The following is a 22,430-nucleotide window of genomic DNA, read 5'->3' as shown; positions in this document are numbered from 1 at the left end:
GGAGACCCGGTGGAGCTACGAAATGCTGCCCGACGGCACTCTCAACTGGACCTCACCGACCGGGCGGCACTTCATCAGCGAACCGGCCACCATCATCCAGCCCCAACCGTCACCGAAAGCGGAACACGACGGACGGGCGCCGGAACGGAAACCGGTACTGCCGGACGAGTCCGACGAGCCGCCGCCGTTCTGAGACGCCGTTTCTGATCCTTCGGCGGGTTGCGCCGTGAACCTATCCGCAAACCGGCGCAGGCGAGATCAGCTGACGATGTACTCCGCGTACGACTTGCGGATCTTGTTCACCTTGGGCAGGGCCACGGCCATGCAGTAGCCCTGACCGGGGTTCTTCGCGAAGAAGTCCTGGTGGTAGTCCTCGGCCACGAAGTATTCGTCGAGCGGCTCGATCGTGGTGACGATGCCGTCGCCCCACCATTCGGCGGCGCGCGTGCGCGCCGTTTCGAAGAGCTGCTTCTGCTCGTCGTCGGTGTAGAACATGGCGGACCGGTACTGGGTGCCCACGTCGGCGCCCTGGCGGTTCAGCTGGGTGGGGTCGTGCAGAGTGAAGAACACGTCGAGGATGACGCTCTCCGGGATGACCTCCGGGTCGAAGGTCACGGCGATGGCCTCCGCATGACCGGTGCGGCCGGTGCAGACGGACTCGTAGCTCGGGTTCGGAGCGGTTCCGCCGGTGTAGCCGGAGACCACATCGGTGACGCCACGCAAGACCCGATACACGGCATCGAGACACCAGAAACATCCACCTGCGACCACAAAAGTTTTCACGCCCCTAGAGTAACGGAATGACCTTCGTACCTGCTCCGAACCGCTATGCCGACATGACCTACCGACGCACCGGCCGGAGCGGCCTCAAGCTCCCGGCGCTGTCCCTGGGTCTCTGGCACAATTTCGGCCATGAGCGGCCCATCGACACGCAGCGCGCCATCCTCCGCCGCGCGTTCGATCTCGGAGTCACCCACTTCGACCTGGCGAACAACTACGGCCCGCCTCCCGGTTCAGCCGAGACCAATTTCGGCCGCATCTTCGCCGAGGATTTCCGTCCCTTCCGCGACGAGATGATCATCTCCAGCAAGGCCGGCTACGACATGTGGCCGGGGCCGTACGGCGATTTCGGGTCCCGCAAGTACCTGCTTTCCTCCCTCGACGCGAGCCTGGGCCGGCTCGGTCTCGACTACGTCGACATCTTCTACTCGCACCGGCCTGACCCGGAAACTCCGATCGAGGAGACCATGGGAGCGCTGGCATCCGCTGTTCACCAGGGCAAGGCCCTCTATGTCGGCATCTCCAGCTACACCCCGGAGCAGACCCGGGCCGCCGTGGCGGCCCTGGCCGAGCACAAGGTCCCCCTCCTCATCCACCAGCCCCGCTATTCGATGTTCGACCGCCACATCGAAGACGGCCTCTTCCCGGTTCTCGACGAACTGGGCGTGGGCAGCATCGTCTTCTCGCCGCTCGCGCAGGGTCTGCTCACCGACCGGTACCTCGGCGGCTCGGTGCCCTCGGACTCCCGGGTCGCCACCAGCCGGTTCCTCTCCGAGACCGTCCTCACCGACACCTACCTCAACCGGGCCAGGGCGCTCAATGCCATTGCGCACGAGCGCGGCCAGACCCTGGCTCAGCTCGCGGTCACCTGGATCCTGCGCCAACGTTCGGTGACCAGCGTGCTCGTCGGCGCCAGCAGCGTGCACCAGCTCGAACAGACCGTGGCAGCACTGGACGCCCCTGCCCTGACCAACGACGAAATCGCCATGATCGAACCGTACGCCGTGCACGGCACCGGACTGGGCTAGAGCGGGTGGGCTACCTCTACGCTCTCCTCGCGTCGCTGCTCTTCGGCCTCAACGGCAGCACCACCAAGGTGATCGTGGAGGCCGGGCTCTCCCCCGCGCAGTTGACGTTCTTCCGGGTCACGGTCGTCGCCGTGCTGGCCGGCGGCCTCCTGGCGCTGACCAACCGTCGTGCGTTCCGGATCAACCGCCGGCAGCTGGTCGTGATGGCCGTGCTCGGCGTCGCCGGGGTCGCCCTGATCCAGTGGTTCTATGCCCTGGCGATCAGCCTGCTGCCGGTGGGCATCGCGCTGATGCTCGAGTACGCCGGCGTGCTGCTCGTCGCCATCGTGGCCCGGTTCGTCTTCAAGGAACGGGTGAAGCCCCGCATCTGGCTGGCCATCGGCTGCGTCCTGATCGGGATGGCCGTGGTCGCCCAGATCTGGGCCAGCACCCTCTCCGGCCCGGGCGTGGTGGCCGGGGTGCTCGCCGCGATCTGCCTGGCCGTGTACTTCCTGGTCGGGGAAAGGCAGGTCGCCTCGACCTCGCCCCTGGCCGTCTCGTTCTGGTCCATGCTCTTCGCCAGCGCGTTCTGGCTGGTGTTCAGCGCGTGGTGGCAGGTCGAACCGCAGATCCTGGTTCAGGACGTCGCGCTGCACGGCAATCTCGAGGCGGTTTCGCTCCCCCTGTGGGTTCTGATGGTCTGGAACGGGGTCTTCGGCTCCTTCGCGCCGTATCTGCTCTCCTATATGGCGCTCGGCCGCCTCAACGCGACCGCGGCCGGAATCGTCTCCGCCTCGGAGGTCATCTTCGCGTTCGCGTTCGCGTTCCTGTGGCTCGGCGAGTCCCTCGACGGCCTGCAGATGGCGGGAGTCGTCCTCGTCCTGGCCGGCATCGTCGTGGCCCAGACCGCCAGGCCGAACAAGGTCCTCGACCTCGACCTGGCCAGTCAGGACCTGGCCATGATGGAGGGTCCCGCCCGCTAACCAATTCGACGGAGATTCTGCTGCAAACGGGCGCTTGCGGCGTGTTTGGGCCCGTTTCGGGCAAAATCTCCGTCGAATTCGTTCCGAAAGCGGGACTGCGGAGGGGCGGAGGCGTCCCCGTTGGCACCGGATGTCGGTGGCCCGGCATAGCGTGATGACACCATCACCCGCGGCCGGCCGATCTCGGAGGAATCCCATGTCCACAGCATTCCGCTCCACCGCAATCCGCTCCACCGCCTCGCCCGTGACGATCACCGCGTCGCCGGCGGTCCCGTCCTTCCGTGGTCTCGTTCTGGTCCCCGTGCGGTCCGGGCTCTGGCGGGTCATCGGCCGGTCCGGCGCGGTCCTCGGCCACATCGAACGGCGCACGGATGCCGACGGCGACCGTTTCGCCGCACGCCGCCTGATCGCCGCCACCCGTAGCAGCGATCTGGGCACGTTTTGGCGCATCGACGACGCCGCGGACTGTTTCCGCTGACCAGCGCTCGAATCACGTCCTCTCACGTCCCGTTCGCAACGATTGCGTACACGTGGGTCATGTCGATCGGGCACGCCGACGTTGTTCCCCGCAATCGGGCCGGGACGCCGGTAAAGTGCGCTCATGCAGTGGTGGAATAGTTTCGTATCCTGGCTCACGGCAGCCAGCAACCAGGCCGTGGTGTTCGGCGCCGTGGTGCTCATTCTCTCGATCGTCGTCGCCAGCCTCCTGGCGGCCTGGGTCTCCCGCGGGGCAGTCAGAAGCCTGCTCGCACAGCACGATCGTGAGCTGAAGGCCTCCGTGATCGGCACCCTCGTGGATGCCGCGACCGAGGCATCCGTGTGGAACTCGCTCACCCCGCAGGAGCAGGTCATGGCTGATCGCGCGGTCGGTCAGGCCGACGTGCAACTGCGCCTGCTCCCGATCAAGGGGGCGAGTGTCGCCGCTAACTGGGCCGCGCACCAGCTGGCCGAGCTCAAGCGCACCTCCGCGACGTTCGGCTACCAGCTGGAGCCGGCGCTGCTCGAGTTCCGCGACCGCCTGATCGAGTGGCAGAGCAAGCCTTCCCGCACACGCAAGGTCTTCCAGAGCGACCTCGACCGTTGGAAGGTGGCGAACACCACCTCCGAGAAGAGCCTTTTGGCCGAACAGGATGCCTGGGCCGCCCAGCAGCACCACGACCAGTTCACGGAGCACGCCGCTCCGGTTCCCGCCCCGCTCAACTACGCGGCCGGCACCCCGTCACCGTCCACGGAGACCCAGCGTCTGCTCGACGACGTGCAGGCCCTCGAGGTTCGCCCGCTCCCCCTCCAGAACTAACGACCCAGAACCAACGACCGGCACACAGTCTCACCCCCACACACAAAACTGGCCCGTCCGTCATCCGACGTACGGGCCAGTTTTCTGTCTGGTGCACAGCGCGCGAGTCCGCCCGCCGACCGGCAGAGCGGCCGGTCAGCGCCACCAATCATCGAACATCGACGCGGGCACCCGGCGCTTGTGTTCGTTGCTCAGGTAGCGTTTCTCGATCGCGACGGCCGCGTCGTCGGCTACCGCACGCCCTTCGAGGAAGTCGTCGATCTGTTCGTACCGCAGGCCCAGGTTCGCCTCGTCCGTCTGCCCGGGATTGTCGTCGAGCAGGTCGGCGGTCGGGAGCTTCAGGTAGAGGCGGTCGGGCGCGCCGAGCTCGACCAGCAGGGCGCGGCCCTGGCGTTTGTTCAGTCCGGTGAGGGGCAGGATGTCGGTGCCGCCGTCGCCGTATTTCGTGAAGAACCCGGTCACGGCCTCCGCGGCGTGATCGGTGCCGACGACCAGCAGACCGTGGGATCCGGCGAGGGCGTACTGGGCGACCATACGCACCCGGGCCTTGACGTTCCCCTTGTCGAAATCGGGCAACGGCCAGCCCAGGCTGTCGGCGAATTCCGCCTCGACGCCGTTGACGGCTCGTTCGATGTTGAAGGTGATGGTCGACCGGGCGTTGATGAAGTCCAGGGCCAACTGCGCGTCGTCTTCGTCCCGCTGGACCGCATACGGCAGCCGTACCGGGAGAAAGATCGCCGGGTGACCGGCCGCGGTCAGGTGCTCAACGGCAAGCTGGCACAGGCGCCCGGCCAGGCTGGAGTCCTGGCCACCACTGATGCCCAGGACGAAACCCTTCGCCCCCGTCCGCACGAGATAGTCGACGAGGAATTGCACCCGCCGCCGCACCTCCGCAGCAGGGTCGATCTGTGGGGACACGTGCAGTTCCGCGATGATTCGCGCCTGAAGTTCTCGCATGCACCGAATCTATCAAGCCGGCCGCCGAATCGACCGCCGCGTCCGGCCCCGTCCACGCCCGCACAGACCGGCGCCCGACGAGGACGAGCGGAGTCAGTCCGTGGGCTCCGTCAGGTCGACCACGTGGGACTTGGCGTGGGAGCGCAGGGACTCGATGCCCTTGAGCGCTTCTGCCTTGGTCTTAAAGTTCTCCGACGAGGCGATGACCTCGCCGTTGTTGGCCTTGAGCCTGAACCCGTAACCGCCGGTGCGTTCTGCGAAAACTTCATATTTGCCGGACATGACACACTTTCTTCTTCTTCGAGGAAAACGTCACCGGTCGATTGGCCGATAGATCAAGACTACTCGCCGCGCACCGGGGACTGCACGCCGCCCACGCCGACGTCGACGCTCGACCTCGGCCCACCGCAGGGCATCAGCCGACCGATTGCAGGGGCATATGCAAATCGCGCAAATAGCGGCAGGATGTCCGCAGAGACTCACCTGATTTGCTCTCATTCCTGAATCATCAAGGAGGAAAGACCAATGAACTTGTTGCTGATCATCATCGCAATCATTGCCGTGGGGCTCCTCATCACCGGTGGATTGGTTCAGTCTCTGAACTTCCTCCTCTGGGTGGGGATCGTTCTCGCGGTGATTGCCATCATCGTTTGGCTCGTCCAGTTCATCTCCGGCCGGTCCAAGCACGTTTGAGTCCGAACAGTGCCCAGGCCGGCTCGCTGATCAAGCCGGCGGCCGTGGCCGACCGGCCCGAGTGTGGGTATACGGTGCCCCCGGTAGGAATCGAACCTACGACAAGCGGATTAGAAGGCCGCTGCTCTATCCACTGAGCTACGGGGGCGGAGAACGTTCAACGATACCGCAGACCAGGCTCCGGAGTGCGGAACCGGCCTCAGACCGCTTTCGCTGCCGCGACGAGCACCTGCGCGAGGGTCGGCACCCCGCTGGCCCGGAAGACCTCCACCCCGGCCTCGTCCCGGACGATCACGGTGGGCGTGATCCGGATGCCGTTGGCCTCCGCCTCGGCCACGTCTCGCGCCACGTCGAGCTCACGCACATGGGCCTGCGGAACGAGGCGTTCGACCTCCGCCAGGACCGCACGGGTCTGCCGGCACGGCTCGCAGAAGGCGGACGAGAAATAGGTGAGCTCCATCAGGGAATCCTTCTTCGTGTGCCGCACGGAAGGCCAGTCTACGAAAGCGGGCCGCGGTGAGGCCACGGCCGACCGGACCCGGCCGTGATCGCGGCCAGGAATCGTGGTCGGCGGCCGCCGATAGACTCGGCTCATGACAAAAAGTAGTGACCGGTTGGTATGGGTTGACTGTGAAATGACCGGTTTGGACATTGACACGGATGAATTGTGCGAGATCGCGGTGGTGATCACCGATTATGACCTGAACATCATCGATCCGGGCCTCGACCTGGTGATCAAGCCGAGCGCGGCCGCACTGGAGAACATGAACGACTTCGTGCGCGACATGCACGAGACCTCCGGCCTCATCACCGAGATGCCGAACGGCCTCACCGCCGCCGAGGCAGAGCTGCAGGTGCTCGACTACGTGCTGAAGTTCATCCCGGCCGACCAGAAGGCGCCGCTGGCCGGCAACTCGATCGGAACCGACCGGGCATTCCTGACCAAGTACATGCCGCGTCTGGACAACCAGCTGCACTACCGCAACGTGGACGTGTCCTCGATCAAGGAACTCGCCCGGCGCTGGTACCCCCGCGTGTACTTCAACGCCCCGGCGAAAGACGGCGGACACCGCGCCCTGGCCGACATCCTCGAATCGATTCGCGAACTGGCCTACTACCGCCAGACCGTGTTCGTGAGCGACCCGGGGCCCTCCAGCGACCAGGCCAAGAGCCGTGCAGCCGAAGCCGTGCACAACTTCGGTCCAAACATGTAATAGAATTCATGAGTTGCCTTTCCTGCGGGAAAAGCAACGCATGGTGGGTATAGCTCAGCTGGTAGAGCGCCTGGTTGTGGTCCAGGAGGTCGCGGGTTCAAGCCCCGTTACTCACCCCAATAGAAGTACCGGCTTCATCACGATCTGGAATTCATTTCCTCTCCTGCGCCCGGCGATTCTCTGAGCGAGATCGGCTGCTCCTAGACTCGCCGGAACGACATCTGACGAAGGAATTCCTATGCGCGCTCGTTACACCCTCCCCGCCCTCGCTGCCGTGGCCGCCCTCCTGCTCACCGGCTGCGTCGACAATTCCACGCCCGCCACGTCGGGAAGTTCCGGGAAAGCCGACAGCAGCGTGACCAAGGATGCCGCCGCCGAGGCAATGCTCCCCGACGCCGTCCGGGCGTCCGGCAAGCTCGTCATCGGCACGAGCCCGAACTACTCCCCCAACGAGTTCAAAGACGACTCCGGCAACCCGATCGGCTGGGACATCGAACTGGGCTCCGCCCTCGCCGCGAAACTCGGACTCACCGCCGCCTACAAGGTCGCCAATTTCGACACCATCATCCCGAGCATCATCGGCGGCAAAATGGACCTGGGCATCTCCTCGTTCACCGACAACCTCAAGCGCGAGGAGCAGGTCGACTTCGTCAACTACTACACCGCGGGCATCCAGTGGGCCTCGGCCACCGGCAAGACCGTCGACCCCGACGACGCCTGCGGACTGAAGATCGCCGTGCAGACCACGACGTACGAAGACACCGACGAGATCCCGGCCAAGAGCGACGCCTGCGTCGCCGCCGGCAAGCCCCCGATCGACAAGCTCAAGTTCGACACCCAGGATTCGGCCACCAACGCCACGGTGCTCGGCCAGGCCGACGCCTTCAGCGCCGATTCGCCCGTCACGCTGTACGCGATCTCCAAGACCGAAGGCAAGCTACAGACCGCCGGCACCTCCTTCGAGGAGGCGCCGTACGGGATGGCCGTGGCCAAGGGTTCCAAACTGACACCGGCCGTGCAGGCCGCCCTGCAGTCGATGGTCGATGACGGCTCCTACGGCAAAATCCTGGACAAGTGGGGCGTTGCCGCCGGTGGCCTCACGACCATCACGATCAACGCAGCCGCCAACGGTTAGGCCGTTCGCGTCGTGAGATTCGCGTCGTGAGATGCTGAACGGATGCTGCCGCTGAATCACGACGAGTTCGAACGTCTCGTCATCGACGAGCTGGATCTGCTGCCCGACGACATGGTCGACGGCCTCGACAACGTCATCTTCGTGGTCGAGGACCGGCCGGAAGACGGCAGCCTCGATCTGCTCGGCCTCTACGACGGCGTCGCCCTGACCGAACGCGGGCAGTACGGTTTCGGCGAGATGCCCGACCGGATCGTGCTCTACCGCGAACCGTTGCTGGCCCTGTGCGCGGATCTGGACGAGCTGCGCGACCAGGTGCACATCACCCTCGTGCACGAAATCGCACATTTCTACGGCATCGACGACGACAGGCTGCACGACCTCGGCTGGGGATGACCGTCGGACGTTAGCCTTGCGTCATGAGTAGATACCGACCTGGCCGCATCATCGGCAGCGCGGTCGGCGCCCTCGTCATCCTCGCCGTCGGCGTGTACGGCCCGGCCACCCTGCTGGGCCCGCTGCCGGCGGCGTCGGCGACGCTGGACACACCCGCGCCCGGCCCCGCCAGCGCGTCCCCGCCCGTTCTCCCGGCGGCCGGCGGCAGCGCGGTCATCGGGCTCACCACGCTCACCCCTGATCCCACCGCGCCGACCACGGTCACCCTCAAGGCCGGCGACCTCGGCGAGCACGTCCCGCTGGCGGTCGGCGGCACCAGGGATGCCCTGCCGATGGCGGCGGCGACGAAGATCGTGACCGCGCTGGTCGTCCTGGCCGAGAAGCCGCTGCCGGCGGGGGACGCCGGCCCGAAGATCCCGATCTCGGCCGCCGACTACCAGGACTACATCTCCTACGGCAGCACCGGCGCCCGCACAGTCGTCGTGTTCCCGGGCGAGGAATGGACCGAGACGGAGCTGCTCCAGGCTATGGTCCTCGGCTCCAGCAACAACCATGCCGACACCCTCGCACGATGGGCCTTCGGCTCGATCGACGCCTACGTGGCCGCCGCGAACGCCTGGCTGGGCACGCAGGGACTCACCGGCACGGTCGTCGCCGACGCCACCGGCCTGAGCGAGAAGAGTGCCGGAACCGCCACGGACCTGGCCCGGCTGGCCGGGCTGGCCGCGTCCGACCCGGTGATCGCCGGCATCCTCGCCCAACCGGCCTCGGCCCTGGTCGGCCAGCGCGGCGTCGACAACACCACGGCGTTCCTGGCCGACGAGGGCGTCACCGGCATTTCCCGCAGTTACACGGATGCCGCCGGCATCTGCTTCCTCTTCACCGCCCAGGTGCGCACCGGGGCATCCGTCTTCACCTTCGCCGGCGCCGTGATCGGGGAGCCCGACTACGACGCGCTGACCGCGGACGTGACCGCCCTGATGGAGAGCGCCCGCTCGGGAGTCACCGAACTGCCCGTGCTCGCGCTGGGCGACGCCTACGCACGGTTCAGCACCCCCTGGGGTGCCACGTCCTCCGCGACCGTGCGCACGGCCAAGACCCGGTTCGGCTGGCAGGCCGTGGCACCCGGAGTCGCCGACGTGAAACTGGACAGCATCTCCACCGGGCGCGCCGGACGCACCATCGGCCGGGTGTCGGTCGAGGCGGGCGGGGAGAGCGTGTCATCACCCCTGGTGCTCGACCGGACAATCCCCGCACCGGGACTCGGCTGGCGGCTGTTGCACCCCGTGGCGATGATCACGGCCCTGCTCGATGCCAATAAGTGACCGCGAAAAGGTGACCGCCACGGTCAGCGACCGCGAGCCCGCGAACGAGCCCGGCTGAGCGCTAGTCGGTTTCGTGGGTGAATTCGTACGGATCGCTCTCACCGGCGTCGAAGCGATACCGCACGTGCAGGCGGCCCTGCACGTCGCGTTCGTCGACCTCGTCGTACCAGAACGTCGTTTCGACGCCCTCGACGGCCGCCATCATGCTGATCCGCGGGTCGTGCTTGCCGTGGATCAGGGCACGGGTGTCGACCTGCCCCGCGAGGGGCCCGTCGGTGAACTCCGCGGTGTACATTACGTCTTTTTCGGTTTGACCGGCCATGTCTTCAACCTAGCCTGCCCGCGGGGCTTCCCGCAGTGTTTCCGGCCGCGGCGAGCCGGATCGTCGCCTGCCGTTCCGGCCGTTCCCGGTTGCGGTAGGCCTCCCACTCCGATTGCCACTGGTCCCAGTGCGAACGGAACGCCTCTCCGTCCCGGGCCAGGGCGCGCTGCTTGCGCAGCCGGTCGTCGGCGTCCAGCCACACCCGGATGTCGCTGAGCGGCAGGTTGGCGGCGGCCAGCGCCCCGCAGCCCTCCACGATCAGCGGGCGCGCCGGGTCGACGAGGTGCCACTCGGCCGGTTGGCCGCGCTCCCAGTCGTAGCGCTGCCAGGCCCCCGGCGCCCCCCGCCGACGCGGTCCGAGGATGTGGTCGGTCAGCTGGGCCACGGCGGCGTCCAGCCCGTTCCAGCCGGGGTAGATGTCGTCCAGGCGCACCAGCACGGGCCTGACCATGCCCGGCCAGGCCAGGACGAGGGCGTCGGCCAGGGTGCTCTTGCCGGCCCCGCTCGGACCGTCGATGAGCACGACTGGCGTCGGCCCTGCGGCCGCCAGGGCGGCCAGGACGGGCGCGAGCAGCAGCATCCGTTCCGGGTCAGGCGAGCACAAAGTTCCAGCTTCCCGTTGCCACGGAGACGAATACCGCCAGCAGCGCGACGACCAGGCCGATCCCGACGAGTGCGAATTCCCGGCCGCGGAAGGTGGCCGGCCGGGCCCAGGTGCGCCGTACCGGGGCGCCGAAACCACGCGCTTCCATCGCGGTGGCCAGTTTGCTGCCCCGGCGGATGGACAGCACGAGCAGGGCGAACCCCTGGCCGGCCAGGCGACGGATGGCGCCGCCGTCCCCGATCCCCCTGGCCCGCCTGGCCAGTTCGAGGGCGCGCCAGTCCTCGATGAACAGGCCGACCAGTCTCAGCCCGGCCAGGCCGCCGAGCACGAACCGGGACGGCAGCCGAACGATCTGGGCGAGGCCGTCCGCCAGGTCGGTGGGGTCGACGGTCACGAACAACACCACCGACGGCAACCCGATGGCCAGGATGCGCAGCGTGGTCGCGATGGCCAGTGCGGTCGAGCCCTCGGTGACGTGCACCAGCCCGAGGTGCCAGTATTCCTGCCCGGACGCCTGGCCGTACAGCAGGGTGGTGAGCCCGGCCGTGGGGGCCGCGATCCAGACCGGGAGGGTGCGCCAGAAGAAGGCCCGCAGGGACAATCCGGCAAAGAAGAACAGCACGGACTCGCAGGCCAGCGCGACGGCGGCGGACACCCAGTCGACGGTCAGCATGAGCACACCCGCCAGCAGCAGTGCGGCCGCGAGCTTGGCCACGGGGTTGACCCGGAAGATGGCCTGCTGACCCCGGGCGGGCGCGAGCACGCTCATCGGGCGGCCGCCACTCTGGGTGCCTGGGCCGGGGCGGCCATCGGGAATTCGCGGTCGGCGAGCGCGGTGACGAAGTCGGCGTCGTGCGAGACCGCGACAACGCCCGTGCCCTCCGTGATGAGTTCCTCGAGCAGAGCCACGATCTCCCGCCAGGTGCGGAGGTCCTGGCCGAAGGTCGGCTCGTCCAGCACCAGGAGCCGCGGCCGGGTGGCGAGCACCGTGCCGACGGACAGACGGCGTTTCTCGCCGCCGGACAGGGTGAACGGGTTCGCGTCGGCCAGCTGGTCGAGGCGGAGCCGCTGCAGCACCTCGTCGACCCGAGCGGTGATCTCGGCCTCCGGCCGGGCCAGCGCCCGCGGTCCGACCGCGAGTTCGGCCCGCACGGTCGCGGCGACGAACTGGTGCTCCGGGTCCTGGAACACCGTTCCGATCCGGGTGAGCAGCTCGCGTGACTTCCAGCGGATCGGTTGCGCGCCCGCCCCGGCCGCGAATGCGTCGCTCGCGAGCACCCGCCCCGACGCCGGCTTGAGCAGCCCCGCAAGGGTGAGCGCCAGGGTCGATTTTCCGGCGCCGTTCGGGCCGGTGATCGCGAGCGCAGACCCGGCGTGCACGGCGAGTTCGATGTCAGAGGCGACGACGGCATCCTTGGTGCGGGCAATGGACAGTGCCCTGGTCTGCAACAGCGCCGTGCTCAGTGGTCCCGTGCTCAGTGGTCCCGTGCTCAGTGGCCCGGCGTTCAGCGAGCCCGTGCTCCGCGGCGCCGCGCCCCGCCGGGACGCCGGCAGTCCGCTCCCCCGGCCCGGAACCCAGACACCGACCTTCGCCAGCTGTTCGCCCTGACGGGTCAAGACCTCGTCGGGGTTCCCGTCGGCAAGGATTCCGCCGCCCTGGTCGAGCACGACCACCCGGTTTACCAGGCCCTGCCAGACGGCCACCCGGTGTTCGATCACGATCAAGGTGGCCTCCGAGTGTTCGAGCACCCGGGCCACGGAATCGCGCACGGACAGGACCCCTTCAGGGTCGAGGTTCGCCGTCGGTTCGTCGAGCAGCAGCAGGCCGGGGCGCATCGCGAGCACCCCGGCCAGGGCCAGCCGCTGCTTCTGCCCGCCGGACAGCGCCGACGTCGGATGGCTGAGCGGCAGATCCAGGCCGACCATCTCGAGGGCGTCGTGCACCCTCCGCCAGATCTCGTCCCGCGGCACGCCGAGGTTCTCGCAACCGAAGGCCACGTCATCGCCGAGGCGGGCCAGGATGACCTGCGAATCCGGGTCCTGCAACAGCAGGCCGGACTGGCCGCGGGCCGCGGTGGGCTCTTGGCCGTTCACGAGCAACCGGCCGGTCTGCTCGCCCTCCTCGTCGCCGCCGAGCACGCCGGCCAGGGCGTGCAGCAGCGTGGACTTGCCCGCGCCGGACGCGCCGAGCAGCAGCAGCCGTTCTCCGGGGTCGATCCGCAGGTCGAGGCCCCTGACCGCCCAGCCGCGGCGACCGGCATGCCGCCAGCCCCAGTCACGGGCGAGCACGGATGCCCCCGGGACGGTGGCCGCTTCTGCCGGTGTCATGGCTGTGCCCCTAGACCCGGGGCCGGGTCGAGCGTCCTGCGGCGAAGCGCGAGAGGGCGCCGGTTCGCGCCAGCCCCCGCATCGCGAGCCAGGACAGCAGGCCGGCGACCACGATCCCGGAGACCACGGCGGACAGGGCGTAGATGGTGATGAACGGGGCGGCGGACCCGGGGTACCAGAGCAGGAGGTCGTTCACGGCCAGCGCGAGCCCGGCCCCCGCTCCCGCGAGCAGCGCCACGTAGAGACGGTAGTTGGCGTAGAAGAAGAGCGCGAAGACCAGCTCGGCCCCGAGCCCCTGCACGGCGCCGGAGACGAGGATGGTGGCGCCCCAGGCCGTGCCGCCGACCAGGGTGGAGACGACGGCCGCGAGCAGCTCGGTGTAGAGCGCCGCGCCGGGCTTGCGGATGATGAGCCCGCCGAGGACGCCGGCGAAGAGCCATCCGCCGCCGAGCAGGGCCTGCAGGCCGGGAAGCAACGGCGTGAGCAGCCCGCTCAGCGGGTTGTAGGCCTGGTTCCAGACGATGAAGATGAGTCCGCTGGCCACGCCGATGACGCTCGCGATGACGATGTCGACGACCCGCCAGCGGAAATTCCGCGGCGAGCGTTCGGTGGACCGGGTGAGAAGGGTGGTGTTTGCGTGCACTGGTCGTGCCCTTTCCGTAGTGTTTCCAGGGCACGGGTACGAGATAATCTGCCTCCCTGCGCTGGCATGATCCAGATCAGGTTCGACGGTCGAAGCTTCAGAAGCTTCCTCTCAGCCCGGTTGACCGGACTCCCGTGTTCGTTTCGAGTATAGGCCGCGGCCTAGACTCGCGGCATGGCATGCCGACCTGAGATCGCCCGCACGGGCCGCCCCCCGGGGAATTCCCGGTGAGCGCGGTCGTCCCGCTGGTGCTCGCCGGACTGCTGCTCCTGTTGATGCGCCGGTTCATTCTGCGCCGGCGACGGATGCGGCGGGGCCTGCCGGTGTCCGGGCCCTGGCACTTCCCCGCGTGGCTGCGCCGCGGTCGCCGGCGCTGAGTCTCCTCTCCCGGAGGCCGCACGCCGCCGTGTACTCTGGGTAACGGTGAGTCGGGAAGCCTGGTCGACATCCGTTTTGGCGTGCCATGAACCAGAGGACCTCCCGTGACTTCACCCCACCCGCCTGCCGGCCCCGGCGAAACCAGAGCCTGGATCTTCCGCCGCAGCAGTTACCCCGAGTACCAGCGCGTCGCGTCGATCCTGCGCAAGGAGACCGTCGGCGGCGCCCTGCTGCTGCTGGCCACCGTGCTCGCGCTGATCCTCGCCAACACGCCGGCCGCCGACGGCTACTACGCCCTGCGGGACTTTGAAATCGGTTACGAGCCCTGGCACCTGAACCTCAGCCTCGGGGCATGGGCCGCCGACGGGCTGCTCGCCGTCTTCTTCTTCCTCGCCGGGCTGGAACTGAAACGCGAGTTCGTCGCCGGTGATCTGCGCACGTTCAGCCGTGCGGTCGTTCCGGTCACCGCCGCCGTGGGCGGCGTCATCGTGCCCGCGCTCATCTTCGTGGCCATCAATGCCACCTCCGGTGCGGAAACCCTGCGCGGCTGGGCGATCCCGACCGCCACCGACATCGCCTTCGCCGTGGCGGTCCTGGCCGTGATCGGGTCCCGGCTGCCGAGCGCCCTCCGCATCTTCCTGCTCACCCTGGCCGTGGTCGACGACCTGCTGGCCATCGGCATCATCGCCTTCTTCTACTCCGCCGACATCCAGCCGCTCCCGCTGCTCCTGGCCGTGGTGCCGCTGGGCGTGTTCGCGTTCCTGGCGCACCGGTACTCGGTCTTCTTCGGCTCGACGCCCTGGGGCGCCGCGGTCATCCTGCTGCCCCTGGGCCTGGCCACCTGGGCGCTCGTGCACGGCTCCGGCATTCACGCGACGGTGGCCGGCGTTCTGCTGGGCTTCGCCGTGCCGGTGGTGCGCAGCCGGCGCGGCGGCGGGCCCGGGGCAGGCCCCGGCCTGGCGGAGAACCTCGAGCACCGCATCCGCCCAGTCTCGGCCGGCTTCGCCGTTCCCGTGTTCGCGTTCTTCTCCGCCGGGGTCACCATCGGCGGGGTGGCCGGCCTGGGTGCCGCCCTGGCCGATCCCGTGGCCCTCGGCATCGTGGCGGCCCTGGTGCTGGGCAAGCCGATCGGCATCATGCTGGCCACCTGGGTGGTCACGAAGACGACCAGGGCCTCACTGGACCCGGACCTGGCCTGGGTGGACGTGCTCGGCGTGGCCATGCTCGGCGGCGTGGGCTTCACTGTGTCCCTGCTGATCGCCGAACTGGCCTTCGGTCAGGGCAGCCCGCACGACGACCATGCCAAGGTGGCCATCCTGACCGGGTCGCTGCTGGCGGCGCTGCTGGCGACCGTGGTGCTGCGGGTGCGCAACCGGCACTACCGCATCATCGACGAGAAGGAACGGCTCGACGCGGACGACGACGGGATCCCCGACGTGTTCACCCCGGAGCAGGACTCCTGAGCGTTATTTTTTCAGGGCGCGGATCACGCGGGCCAAGGCCTTGCCGGCCACCCAGACGAACGGGATGCCGACGGCGAGCAGCGAGATGACGTTCGGTTCGAAACGCAGCGTTCCGCCCGACCTGACGTAGGCGCCGATCGGCAGCGAGGCTCCGCCACCGCCGCCACCGGTGCCACTGCCCTTGTCCTCGGATTCCCCTTCACCACCGCCGAACCCGTAGTACACCAGCGCGACGGGGACCATGCTGACGCCGTCGATCTGGACCGGGTCACCGTAGGCCGATTTCACGCCGGCCGAACGAGAGATTTCTGCGAGCTTTTCCGGAAGGCTAGTCATGCCCTCAGGCTACCCCTTGTCTGGTTTGGGCGTGCCGGGGCGGGCCGAGCCGGGTCGTGCCGGGCCCAGTAGCGAGGCCGGCCGCACCATGCCCAGGCCGAAGCGCGCGGTCACCGAATCCACCGCCCGCTCGGCGCCCCGCCAGTCGTCATCAGGGTCCCACAGCCCCGCGCCTCCCCCGTCACCCTCGCCGAGCTGCTCGACGCGCACGCCGATCAGCCGCACCCGGATGCCCTTCACCGCGAGCAGGTCGAAACTGGCCGCCGCCTCCTCGTAGATGCGCCGCCCGACGTTGGTCGGTTCGGCGAGGGTGCGGGAGCGGGTGACGGTACTGAAATCGGGGTAGCGCAGCTTCAGCACGACGCAGCGGCCGACCAGGCCGGCGCTCCGCAGCCTGACGGCCACGGCATCCGCCTGCCGCAGCAGTTCGCTGCGCAACCGGGCGAGGTCGTTCACATCGTGCTCGAACGTCACCTCGTGGCCGACGCTCTTCTCCTCGCGCTCCACCGTGACCGCCCGGGGGTCGCGCCCCCAGGCCAGGTCGTGCAGCTTGCGCCCGGCTGACTCCCCCACCGCTTTCTGCAGCACAGACAGAGGCGTGTCGGCGAGGTCGCCGATCCGGGCCAGGCCCAGGCGCAGCAGGCTCTGCTCGGTTGTCGCGCCGACCCCCCAGAGGGCGCCGACGGGCAACGGATGCAGGAACGCCAGCGTGTCCTCCGCGGGGATGACGAGCAGGCCGTCGGGTTTCGCCCGGCTCGACGCCATTTTCGCGACGAATTTCGTCGAGGCGGCGCCGACCGAGCAGGTGAGTCCGGTCTCGGCCTCGACCCGGCGGCGGATCAGCGCGGCGATCACGGCCGGTGACCCGTGCAGCCGCCGGGCCCCCGCGACGTCGAGGAATGCCTCGTCGATGCTGAGCGGCTCGACCAGCGGGGTGATGTCCCCGAAGATCCGCATGACGCGCGCGGAGAAATCCTTGTACCGGCTCATATGGGGTTCGAGCACGACCGCCGACGGGCACTTGCGCAGGGCGAGCGCCATCGGCATGGCCGAGTTGACGCCGTAGCGACGGGCCACGTAGTTCGCCGCCGTCACCACGGACCGGCCCGACCGGTGGCCCACGATCACGGGCTGGTCGACCAGCTCCGGGTGGTCCAGCAGCTCCACCGACGCGAAGAACGCGTCCATGTCGATGTGCAGCAGGGTCGCCGAACTGTCGTCGACCGCTTCGGCCGAGACCGTGCGGTCGCTACCGTCCTGCCTACTCATGGAGAGACCCTAACCCACACCGTCGACACCGCTCCACCCCGGCGCTGTTCCACCCCGGCGAGGAATGCGAGCGGACGGTCGGCTGTTGCACCGGGAAACGATTGGAACGCCATGACCGACGACCTCGCGACCTTTGACTGGATTGCACTGCAGAAGCAGGCGGCCGGGGAATTCAGCGCCAGGGTGGGCGCGATCTCGGACTGGTCCGCGGCGACGCCCGACACCGAGTGGACCGTGCGGGAGCTCGTGCGCCACGTCGTGATCGAGCAGCAATGGGTACCGCCGCTGCTCGCGGGCCTGACGGTCCTGGACGCCCGGCGCTCCCTCCCCCCGCTGGGCCCGGACCTGGCCGCGGAATGGGAGACCCACTCCGCGCTGGCCACCGCGGCGTGGACGGCGACGGCTGCCGACGCGCCGGTGCAGCTGTCGTACGACACGGTCCCGGCCTCCGACTACCTCCGCGAGCAGGTCTCCGACGTGACGGTCCACACCTGGGACCTGGCCAGGGCCACGGGCGCCGACGAGGCCCTCGCTGATGCGCTGGTCGAGGCGGTGTGGAGCGTGTTCGAACCGCAACGGGACACCCTGGAGGCCAGCGGCCTCTTCGCCTCCCCCGTGGTCACGAGCGAGGACGCCCCACTGCAGTCACGCCTCCTGGCGCTGACCGGCCGCGACGCACGCCGGTAGGCCTGCCCGGGCGCTGACCGGTTACCGGGGGACCTTCTCGGCGCCCGCGAGGCGTTGGGCGATGTAGATCGGCACGATCGAGACGAGCACGAGCACGACGGCGATCACGTTCACGACGGGCGCCTGATTCGGTCGGAACAGGTTGTCCAGGATCCAGAGCGGGAGCGTCTTCACCCCGGCTCCGGCGGTGAAGGTCGTCACGATGATCTCGTCGAAGCTGAGCGCGAAGGCCAGCAGCCCCCCGGCGAGCAGCGCCGACCGCAGTTGCGGGAAGGTCACCAGCCGGAAGGTGGTCCAGAGGCCCGCGCCCAGGTCGGCGGAGGCATCCTCAAAATTGGTGCCGAGCCGCCGAAGCCGGGCGATCACGTTGTTGAAGACGGTGACGATACAGAACGTGGCGTGGGCGACGATCACGGTCGCGATCGACAGCTGCAGGCCGAGGATGGTGCGGAAGGCGTTGTTCAGGGCGATGCCGGTGATGATTCCGGGCAGCGCGATCGGCAGAATCACCAACAGGCTCACGGCGTCCCGCCCGAAGAACTCGAAGCGCTGCAGGGCCAGGGAGATCAGGGTGCCGAGCACGAGCGACACGATCGTGGCGATCAGGGCGATCTGCACGCTCGTGACGACGGCGTCGAGTGCGCCCTCGCTGCGGAAGGCCTTGCCCCACCATTCCAGGGTCAGGCCCGGCGGCGGCCAGGTGAGGCTGGTGCTGGTGCTGAATGAGTTCACCAGGACGACCATCAGGGGCAGGTAGATCACGAGCAGGATCAGGGCCGTGATTCCGGCCAGGATGGCCCGCGCTGGGCGGCTCAATCGCATGTCGTCCCCTACAGGTTTTCCAGCGCGCCGGTGCGGCGCACGACGGCCAGGTAGCCGAAAATGATGACGATCGGGATCAGCGCGATCGCCGCGGCGAGCGGGAGGTTGTTGGCGGCGCCCACGTTCGTGTAGACGAGGTTGCCGAGCATCTGGTTGGCGCCGCCGACGATGTTCACGGTGATGTAGTCACCCAGGGAGAGGGAGAAGCTGAAGATGGATCCGGCGATGATGGCCGGCCAGATCATCGGCAGCACGACCAGGCGCAGCGTGGCCCCGGTCTTGCCGCCCAGGTCGCCCGAGGCCTCGAGCAGTGAATCGGGAACGCGTTCCAGGCCGGCGTAGATGGGCAGGATGACGTACGGCAGCCACAGATAGGACAGGGTGATGATGGTGGCCGGCAACCCGTACCCGGGGGTATGCCCGCCGAAGGGCGCCACCAGCCACTCATAGATGCCGTCCTGGGACAGCACCGACCGCCAGGCGTACGCCTTGACCAGATAGCTGGCCCACAGGGGCATCAGCACCGCGATCACCAGGATGCGCTGCCAGCGGGGGCTGGCCACCTTCGCCATGTAGAAGGCGATCGGCAGGGCCACCGCGATGTCGATCACCGTCACCAGCACGGCCACGCCCACCGTGCGCACGGTCACGGTCTGGTAGAGCGACCCGGTCAGGACGGTGATGATGTTGTCGAGCGTCCAGGTCTGCGAGATGGTGCCCGTGAACGTGTCCACGGTCCACAGGGCGGTGATCAGGAGCGCGGCCAGGGCCGCGATGTAGACCAGGCCGAGCCAGAACAGGGGTGCGGACAGCAGGAGCGTCAGCCGCAGGCGCGGGTGCTTGCTCAGCAGGACCGAGCCGCGCCGGGCGATGGTGTCCCGGTGAGGGGGCACCACCGCCCGCAGCTCGGGCTGAGCGGGTGCGTCAACCGTCATGATTCCTCTTCTGTCCTGATTGAATCTGGACCGTTAGCCCTTGATTTCCTGCCACGCGGTCGTCCAGGCCGCGTAGTCGGTGCACTTCACGTCGGTGCGCCCGTCGAGGCATTTCTCGATCGGGGTCGACCAGTACCAGATCTGCGCCGCGTATTCCTCGTCGCCGGCGTGGTAGGTCGCGCACTGGTTGGGGTCGGTCGTGAAGTCGCAGGCGGCCTGGTTGGACGGAGCCTCACCGAAGTACTCGGTGGCCTGGGCGTTGGCTTTCGGGCTGGCGATGTAGTTCAGCCAGGCGTAGGCACAGTTCGGGCTCTTGGCCTGGGACGCGATCATCCAGGTGTCCGACCAGCCGGTGACGCCCTCCTTGGGCAGAACGACCTCCGCCGGGGTGCCCTCGGCGAGGGAGTTGCGGATGACCTGCCAGGTGGTGCCCACGACCGTGTCGCCGGTCTCGAACGCCTGGATCGACTTCAAGTAGTCCGACCAGTACTCGCCGATGTTCTCCCGCTGCCCCTTGAGCAGGTCGACGGCCGCGGCAAGCTGGGTCTCGTCGAGCGCGTAGGGGTTCTTGATGCCGAGGTCAGGCTGGTGGTACATCAGGTACATGGCGGCATCCGCGATGTAGATCGGGGAATCGTAGGCTGTCACCTTGCCCTTGTACTGGCCGGACTTGTCGAAGACGACGTCCCAGGACGCCGGGGCCGGAGTGAACACATCCGTGTTGTACATCAGGAGGTTCGCTCCGTAGCCGTGGGGAATCCCGTAGGCGACCCCGTCGACGCTGTTCCAGGACTGCATCTTCAGGAAGTCGTAGACGCCCGCGTAGTTGGGGATGAGGTCCGTGTTCACCGGGGCGACGTCCCCGGCGGCGACCAGGCGCAGCGACGCGTCGCCGGAGGCGGCGACCACGTCGTACTCGCCGGTCTTCATCAGGTTGAACGCCTCGTCGGAGGTGCCGTAGGTCTTGCTGTTGACCTTGCAGCCCGTCTCGTCTTCGAAGGCGCTCACCCAGTCGACGGCGGGGTCGTTGCTGCCGTCCTCGACGTAACCGGGCCAGGCCAGGATCGACACCGATTTCTCGTTGGCTCCGAGTTTGGTGGGAGCTTCGCTGCTGGCGGTGCCCTCGCTCTTTCCGCTGGTGGTGCCACAGGCGGTGAGCAGGGCAACCGAGACGATCGCCAGGCCCGTGAGGGCTGCCGATTTACGGTGTGCTGTGAAGCGTTTCATCGCGTTCTCCATTCCAGTTATCGTGCTGTTTCGGTGGCTGGTTCGGTGGGCTCGGTGGCGGATTGCCCGATCACCTGGCCGTTGATGTGGCCCGTTCCGGGCACTCCGGGCTGTCCGTCGGCGGGCGCGGAGCCCGCCTCGGCGGCGACGGCGGTCGACTTCTCCAGGGCGACCACGTCACGGTCCCCCCAGCCGATGCTCACCCGTGACCCGCGCTCGTCTTCGCTCACCCGGTGGGCGTCGTTCTGCTCGAGCACCACGATGCGGATGCCGGCGTCGAGGTCGACGATCAGGCGCGTGCTGCTGCCGACGTAGATCACCTCGGCGAGGGTGCCGGCGGCCGTGCGTTCGGTGGCGAGGGCGGCATCCGTTCGCCCGATGCTGATCTTCTCCGGACGCAGGGTGTGGATGCCGCCGCGCCCGAGCAGCACGCGCGACAGGGCATCGGTGAAGATGTTCGAGGTTCCGACGAATGCCGCGACGAATGGGGACACCGGCCGGTCGTAGATCTCGGCCGGGGTGCCGAGCTGCTCGATCCGGCCCTCGTTGAAGACCGCGATCCGGTCGCTCAGGGTGAGGGCCTCCTCCTGGTCGTGCGTGACGAAGATGAAGGTGATGCCGAGTTCCCGCTGCAGTTCCTTCAGCTCGACCTGCATCTGTTCGCGGAGCTTGAGGTCGAGGGCGCCGAGAGGCTCGTCGAGCAGCAGCACCTTGGGGCGTACGACGGTGGCACGAGCCAGGGCGACCCGCTGGCGCTGTCCGCCGGACAGCTGGCCGGGCTTGCGGTTTCCGAAGCCGCCCAGGCGCACGGTCTCCAGGGCCTGCTGCGCCTGCGCGTGCCGTTCCCGCTTGGAGACCCCGCGCACTCGCAGCCCGTAGGCGACGTTGTCGAGCACGCTCATGTGGGGGAAGAGGGCGTAGTCCTGGAAGACGGTGTTGACGTCGCGGTCGAAGGGAGCCCGGTTGGTGACGTCCTGACCGAGGAGGGACACCGTGCCGGAGGTGGGCTGCTCGAAGCCGGCGATCAGGCGCAGGACCGTGGTCTTGCCGGAGCCTGAGGGCCCGAGCATGGAGAAGAACTCCCCCTCGGCGATGTCGAGGTCCACGCCGTCGACGGCGTTGACGGCGCCGAAACTCTTGGTCAGTCCGGTCAGCCGAATGGCGGGTTGGTCAGCGGTCACGAAGTCTCCTAGCTCGCTCTGACCTAAATCATATGGAAAGGAATGTAAGAAGTGTGGTTTCTGAGGTTGCGGTCCGGTCACGATGAACTCGTGCAGCCATTATGGCCTCGGTGGCCGGCTGCTGCTCGGCCCCGGAGGCGGCGGTCGACCGGCCGCCCGTGGGCCGTCGGCGAGCCAGGACTTCTCCTCCACAATGTGGCCTTGATCTGGGTATCCACAGCGCAGACTCCGGCGGGCGGATGCGGCGGCCAATGTCGGTGGGTGCCCGTACCGTGATTTCCAGGAAGCCCTCGTTCATCGAACAGCAGGAGACACGCGGTGAGTACTTCGACGCCATCCGCCAGGCGCACGGCAAGCTGGCCCAGGACGCCGCCGCACTGGCAGACCTCATCGACGAGGCCCACCGATTCGCGACGGGGACCGCGGATACCGGGCCGCGGGTGCCCGGGTC

The 22,430-nt window shown here is 68.2% G+C and carries 28 protein-coding genes, 2 tRNA genes and 1 riboswitch; of the genes, 14 read left to right on the top strand and 16 right to left on the bottom strand.

Annotated elements, in window-relative coordinates:
- On the top strand, positions 1–193 hold a 193-nt coding region (locus E3T24_RS17230), incomplete at its 5' end, for a hypothetical protein (RefSeq protein WP_206750176.1).
- Between the two features lie 65 nt (positions 194–258).
- On the opposite strand, the gene msrA is transcribed toward E3T24_RS17230, so the two are convergent.
- Positions 259–783 carry a peptide-methionine (S)-S-oxide reductase MsrA gene (gene msrA / locus E3T24_RS04425; protein ID WP_134366379.1) on the bottom strand — a complete coding sequence of 175 codons (525 nt, stop codon included), beginning with the start codon at positions 781–783 and terminating at the stop codon, positions 259–261.
- Between the two features lie 17 nt (positions 784–800).
- Between msrA and mgrA the strand changes: the two genes are divergently transcribed.
- From mgrA to E3T24_RS04405, 4 genes are all read left to right on the top strand, one after another.
- Positions 801–1,808, top strand: a complete 1,008-nt coding sequence (gene mgrA / locus E3T24_RS04420; RefSeq protein WP_134366378.1) for an L-glyceraldehyde 3-phosphate reductase — start codon at positions 801–803, stop codon at positions 1,806–1,808.
- 5 nt (positions 1,809–1,813) lie between these two features.
- Positions 1,814–2,770: a DMT family transporter gene (locus E3T24_RS04415; RefSeq protein WP_134366377.1), complete on the top strand. Its 957-nt coding sequence runs from the start codon at positions 1,814–1,816 to the stop codon at positions 2,768–2,770.
- A gap of 196 nt (positions 2,771–2,966) precedes the next feature.
- A complete protein-coding gene (locus E3T24_RS04410; protein WP_134366376.1) occupies positions 2,967–3,248 on the top strand; it encodes a hypothetical protein in 282 nt (93 codons plus the stop codon).
- Between the two features lie 123 nt (positions 3,249–3,371).
- A complete protein-coding gene (locus E3T24_RS04405; RefSeq protein ID WP_134366375.1) occupies positions 3,372–4,067 on the top strand; it encodes a hypothetical protein in 696 nt (231 codons plus the stop codon).
- Between the two features lie 135 nt (positions 4,068–4,202).
- Here the strand turns inward: E3T24_RS04405 and nadE are convergent, their stop codons facing one another.
- Positions 4,203–5,024 carry an ammonia-dependent NAD(+) synthetase gene (gene nadE, locus E3T24_RS04400; RefSeq protein ID WP_134366374.1) on the bottom strand — a complete coding sequence of 274 codons (822 nt, stop codon included), beginning with the start codon at positions 5,022–5,024 and terminating at the stop codon, positions 4,203–4,205.
- Positions 5,025–5,117: 93 nt separating this feature from the next.
- The gene (locus E3T24_RS04395; RefSeq protein ID WP_134366373.1) at positions 5,118–5,306 is read right to left on the bottom strand and encodes a DUF1508 domain-containing protein; all 189 of its coding nucleotides are present in this window, start codon (positions 5,304–5,306) and stop codon (positions 5,118–5,120) included.
- 243 nt (positions 5,307–5,549) lie between these two features.
- Here E3T24_RS04395 and E3T24_RS17225 point away from each other — a divergent pair, with 243 nt between their 5' ends.
- Entirely contained in the window at positions 5,550–5,717 is a 168-nt protein-coding gene (locus E3T24_RS17225; RefSeq protein ID WP_166789118.1) for a hypothetical protein, read from the top strand.
- Positions 5,718–5,792: 75 nt separating this feature from the next.
- Here E3T24_RS17225 and E3T24_RS04390 read toward each other — a convergent pair.
- Positions 5,793–5,865 (bottom strand) — tRNA-Arg (locus tag E3T24_RS04390).
- Between the two features lie 51 nt (positions 5,866–5,916).
- Positions 5,917–6,204: a thioredoxin family protein gene (locus E3T24_RS04385; protein ID WP_347232639.1), complete on the bottom strand. Its 288-nt coding sequence runs from the start codon at positions 6,202–6,204 to the stop codon at positions 5,917–5,919.
- 106 nt (positions 6,205–6,310) lie between these two features.
- On the opposite strand from E3T24_RS04385, the gene orn reads away from it, so the two are divergent.
- From orn to E3T24_RS04360, 5 genes are all read left to right on the top strand, one after another.
- Positions 6,311–6,931: an oligoribonuclease gene (orn, locus tag E3T24_RS04380; protein WP_134366371.1), complete on the top strand. Its 621-nt coding sequence runs from the start codon at positions 6,311–6,313 to the stop codon at positions 6,929–6,931.
- A 43-nt stretch (positions 6,932–6,974) separates the two neighbouring features.
- Positions 6,975–7,050, top strand: a tRNA-His gene (locus tag E3T24_RS04375).
- Positions 7,051–7,169: 119 nt separating this feature from the next.
- Complete coding sequence (locus tag E3T24_RS04370; RefSeq protein ID WP_134366370.1) at positions 7,170–8,066, top strand: ABC transporter substrate-binding protein; 897 nt, start codon at positions 7,170–7,172, stop codon at positions 8,064–8,066.
- A 42-nt stretch (positions 8,067–8,108) separates the two neighbouring features.
- Positions 8,109–8,459, top strand: coding sequence for a metallopeptidase family protein (locus E3T24_RS04365; protein ID WP_134366369.1), 351 nt, complete (start codon positions 8,109–8,111; stop codon positions 8,457–8,459).
- Between the two features lie 23 nt (positions 8,460–8,482).
- Complete coding sequence (locus E3T24_RS04360; protein WP_134366368.1) at positions 8,483–9,784, top strand: hypothetical protein; 1,302 nt, start codon at positions 8,483–8,485, stop codon at positions 9,782–9,784.
- Positions 9,785–9,845: 61 nt separating this feature from the next.
- Here the strand turns inward: E3T24_RS04360 and E3T24_RS04355 are convergent, their stop codons facing one another.
- The 5 genes from E3T24_RS04355 to E3T24_RS04335 are packed head-to-tail and all read right to left on the bottom strand — an operon-like array spanning position 9,846 to position 13,681.
- Positions 9,846–10,106, bottom strand: a complete 261-nt coding sequence (locus tag E3T24_RS04355) for a hypothetical protein (protein ID WP_241975732.1) — start codon at positions 10,104–10,106, stop codon at positions 9,846–9,848.
- A gap of 4 nt (positions 10,107–10,110) precedes the next feature.
- Entirely contained in the window at positions 10,111–10,710 is a 600-nt protein-coding gene (locus E3T24_RS04350; protein WP_241978615.1) for an ATP-binding protein, read from the bottom strand.
- A complete protein-coding gene (locus E3T24_RS04345) occupies positions 10,697–11,479 on the bottom strand; it encodes an energy-coupling factor transporter transmembrane component T (protein WP_134366367.1) in 783 nt (260 codons plus the stop codon). Before E3T24_RS04345 ends, E3T24_RS04350 begins: the two co-directional genes overlap by 14 nt.
- The gene (locus E3T24_RS04340; RefSeq protein ID WP_134411093.1) at positions 11,476–13,038 is read right to left on the bottom strand and encodes an ABC transporter ATP-binding protein; all 1,563 of its coding nucleotides are present in this window, start codon (positions 13,036–13,038) and stop codon (positions 11,476–11,478) included. The genes E3T24_RS04345 and E3T24_RS04340 overlap by 4 nt, the downstream gene beginning before the upstream one ends.
- Positions 13,039–13,048: 10 nt before the next feature.
- A complete protein-coding gene (locus tag E3T24_RS04335; protein WP_134366365.1) occupies positions 13,049–13,681 on the bottom strand; it encodes an ECF transporter S component in 633 nt (210 codons plus the stop codon).
- A 36-nt stretch (positions 13,682–13,717) separates the two neighbouring features.
- Positions 13,718–13,827, bottom strand: a riboswitch (TPP riboswitch).
- An 81-nt stretch (positions 13,828–13,908) separates the two neighbouring features.
- Between E3T24_RS04335 and E3T24_RS17220 the strand changes: the two genes are divergently transcribed.
- Positions 13,909–14,058: a hypothetical protein gene (locus E3T24_RS17220; RefSeq protein ID WP_160140982.1), complete on the top strand. Its 150-nt coding sequence runs from the start codon at positions 13,909–13,911 to the stop codon at positions 14,056–14,058.
- A 105-nt stretch (positions 14,059–14,163) separates the two neighbouring features.
- A complete protein-coding gene (gene nhaA / locus E3T24_RS04330) occupies positions 14,164–15,522 on the top strand; it encodes a Na+/H+ antiporter NhaA (protein WP_134434327.1) in 1,359 nt (452 codons plus the stop codon).
- Positions 15,523–15,525: 3 nt separating this feature from the next.
- Here the strand turns inward: nhaA and E3T24_RS04325 are convergent, their stop codons facing one another.
- Together E3T24_RS04325 and E3T24_RS04320 are read right to left on the bottom strand one after the other, a co-directional pair.
- A complete protein-coding gene (locus tag E3T24_RS04325; RefSeq protein ID WP_134366363.1) occupies positions 15,526–15,858 on the bottom strand; it encodes a hypothetical protein in 333 nt (110 codons plus the stop codon).
- A gap of 9 nt (positions 15,859–15,867) precedes the next feature.
- Positions 15,868–17,127: a DNA polymerase IV gene (locus E3T24_RS04320; RefSeq protein WP_134366362.1), complete on the bottom strand. Its 1,260-nt coding sequence runs from the start codon at positions 17,125–17,127 to the stop codon at positions 15,868–15,870.
- Positions 17,128–17,238: 111 nt separating this feature from the next.
- Between E3T24_RS04320 and E3T24_RS04315 the strand changes: the two genes are divergently transcribed.
- Positions 17,239–17,814: a TIGR03086 family metal-binding protein gene (locus E3T24_RS04315; RefSeq protein WP_134366361.1), complete on the top strand. Its 576-nt coding sequence runs from the start codon at positions 17,239–17,241 to the stop codon at positions 17,812–17,814.
- A 21-nt stretch (positions 17,815–17,835) separates the two neighbouring features.
- Here E3T24_RS04315 and E3T24_RS04310 read toward each other — a convergent pair whose 3' ends face one another.
- From E3T24_RS04310 to E3T24_RS04295, 4 genes are read right to left on the bottom strand one after another with little or no spacing between them, the layout of a single operon-like run.
- Positions 17,836–18,636, bottom strand: a complete 801-nt coding sequence (locus tag E3T24_RS04310) for an ABC transporter permease (protein ID WP_134402240.1) — start codon at positions 18,634–18,636, stop codon at positions 17,836–17,838.
- 8 nt (positions 18,637–18,644) lie between these two features.
- On the bottom strand, positions 18,645–19,571 hold the full coding sequence (locus E3T24_RS04305; protein ID WP_134366359.1) for an ABC transporter permease: 927 nt from the start codon (positions 19,569–19,571) through the stop codon (positions 18,645–18,647).
- Positions 19,572–19,604: 33 nt separating this feature from the next.
- Complete coding sequence (locus E3T24_RS04300) at positions 19,605–20,798, bottom strand: ABC transporter substrate-binding protein (protein ID WP_134402239.1); 1,194 nt, start codon at positions 20,796–20,798, stop codon at positions 19,605–19,607.
- 17 nt (positions 20,799–20,815) lie between these two features.
- Positions 20,816–21,979 carry an ABC transporter ATP-binding protein gene (locus tag E3T24_RS04295; RefSeq protein ID WP_134366357.1) on the bottom strand — a complete coding sequence of 388 codons (1,164 nt, stop codon included), beginning with the start codon at positions 21,977–21,979 and terminating at the stop codon, positions 20,816–20,818.
- Between the last annotated feature and the right edge of the window lie 451 nt (positions 21,980–22,430).

The organism is Cryobacterium sp. TmT2-59 (assembly GCF_004403545.1).
GTDB classification, from domain to species: domain Bacteria; phylum Actinomycetota; class Actinomycetes; order Actinomycetales; family Microbacteriaceae; genus Cryobacterium; species Cryobacterium shii.
The sequence above is the reverse complement of the archived record's forward strand: the minus strand, read 5'-3'. Positions and strand labels throughout refer to the sequence as shown.

Bases quoted from the DNA above. Each gene is read 5' to 3' on its own strand.
- mgrA (WP_134366378.1), top strand. From the start codon at position 801: ATGACCTTCGTACCTGCTCCGAACCGCTATGCCGACATGACCTACCGA.
- E3T24_RS04410 (WP_134366376.1), top strand. From the start codon at position 2,967: ATGTCCACAGCATTCCGCTCCACCGCAATCCGCTCCACCGCCTCGCCC.
- E3T24_RS04405 (WP_134366375.1), top strand. From the start codon at position 3,372: ATGCAGTGGTGGAATAGTTTCGTATCCTGGCTCACGGCAGCCAGCAAC.
- nadE (WP_134366374.1), bottom strand. From the start codon at position 5,024: ATGCGAGAACTTCAGGCGCGAATCATCGCGGAACTGCACGTGTCCCCA.
- E3T24_RS04395 (WP_134366373.1), bottom strand. From the start codon at position 5,306: ATGTCCGGCAAATATGAAGTTTTCGCAGAACGCACCGGCGGTTACGGG.
- E3T24_RS17225 (WP_166789118.1), top strand. From the start codon at position 5,550: ATGAACTTGTTGCTGATCATCATCGCAATCATTGCCGTGGGGCTCCTC.
- orn (WP_134366371.1), top strand. From the start codon at position 6,311: ATGACAAAAAGTAGTGACCGGTTGGTATGGGTTGACTGTGAAATGACC.
- E3T24_RS04370 (WP_134366370.1), top strand. From the start codon at position 7,170: ATGCGCGCTCGTTACACCCTCCCCGCCCTCGCTGCCGTGGCCGCCCTC.
- E3T24_RS04365 (WP_134366369.1), top strand. From the start codon at position 8,109: ATGCTGCCGCTGAATCACGACGAGTTCGAACGTCTCGTCATCGACGAG.
- E3T24_RS04360 (WP_134366368.1), top strand. From the start codon at position 8,483: ATGAGTAGATACCGACCTGGCCGCATCATCGGCAGCGCGGTCGGCGCC.
- E3T24_RS04355 (WP_241975732.1), bottom strand. From the start codon at position 10,106: ATGGCCGGTCAAACCGAAAAAGACGTAATGTACACCGCGGAGTTCACC.
- E3T24_RS04345 (WP_134366367.1), bottom strand. From the start codon at position 11,479: ATGAGCGTGCTCGCGCCCGCCCGGGGTCAGCAGGCCATCTTCCGGGTC.
- E3T24_RS04340 (WP_134411093.1), bottom strand. From the start codon at position 13,038: ATGACACCGGCAGAAGCGGCCACCGTCCCGGGGGCATCCGTGCTCGCC.
- E3T24_RS04325 (WP_134366363.1), bottom strand. From the start codon at position 15,858: ATGACTAGCCTTCCGGAAAAGCTCGCAGAAATCTCTCGTTCGGCCGGC.
- E3T24_RS04320 (WP_134366362.1), bottom strand. From the start codon at position 17,127: ATGAGTAGGCAGGACGGTAGCGACCGCACGGTCTCGGCCGAAGCGGTC.
- E3T24_RS04315 (WP_134366361.1), top strand. From the start codon at position 17,239: ATGACCGACGACCTCGCGACCTTTGACTGGATTGCACTGCAGAAGCAG.
- E3T24_RS04310 (WP_134402240.1), bottom strand. From the start codon at position 18,636: ATGCGATTGAGCCGCCCAGCGCGGGCCATCCTGGCCGGAATCACGGCC.
- E3T24_RS04305 (WP_134366359.1), bottom strand. From the start codon at position 19,571: ATGACGGTTGACGCACCCGCTCAGCCCGAGCTGCGGGCGGTGGTGCCC.
- E3T24_RS04300 (WP_134402239.1), bottom strand. From the start codon at position 20,798: ATGAAACGCTTCACAGCACACCGTAAATCGGCAGCCCTCACGGGCCTG.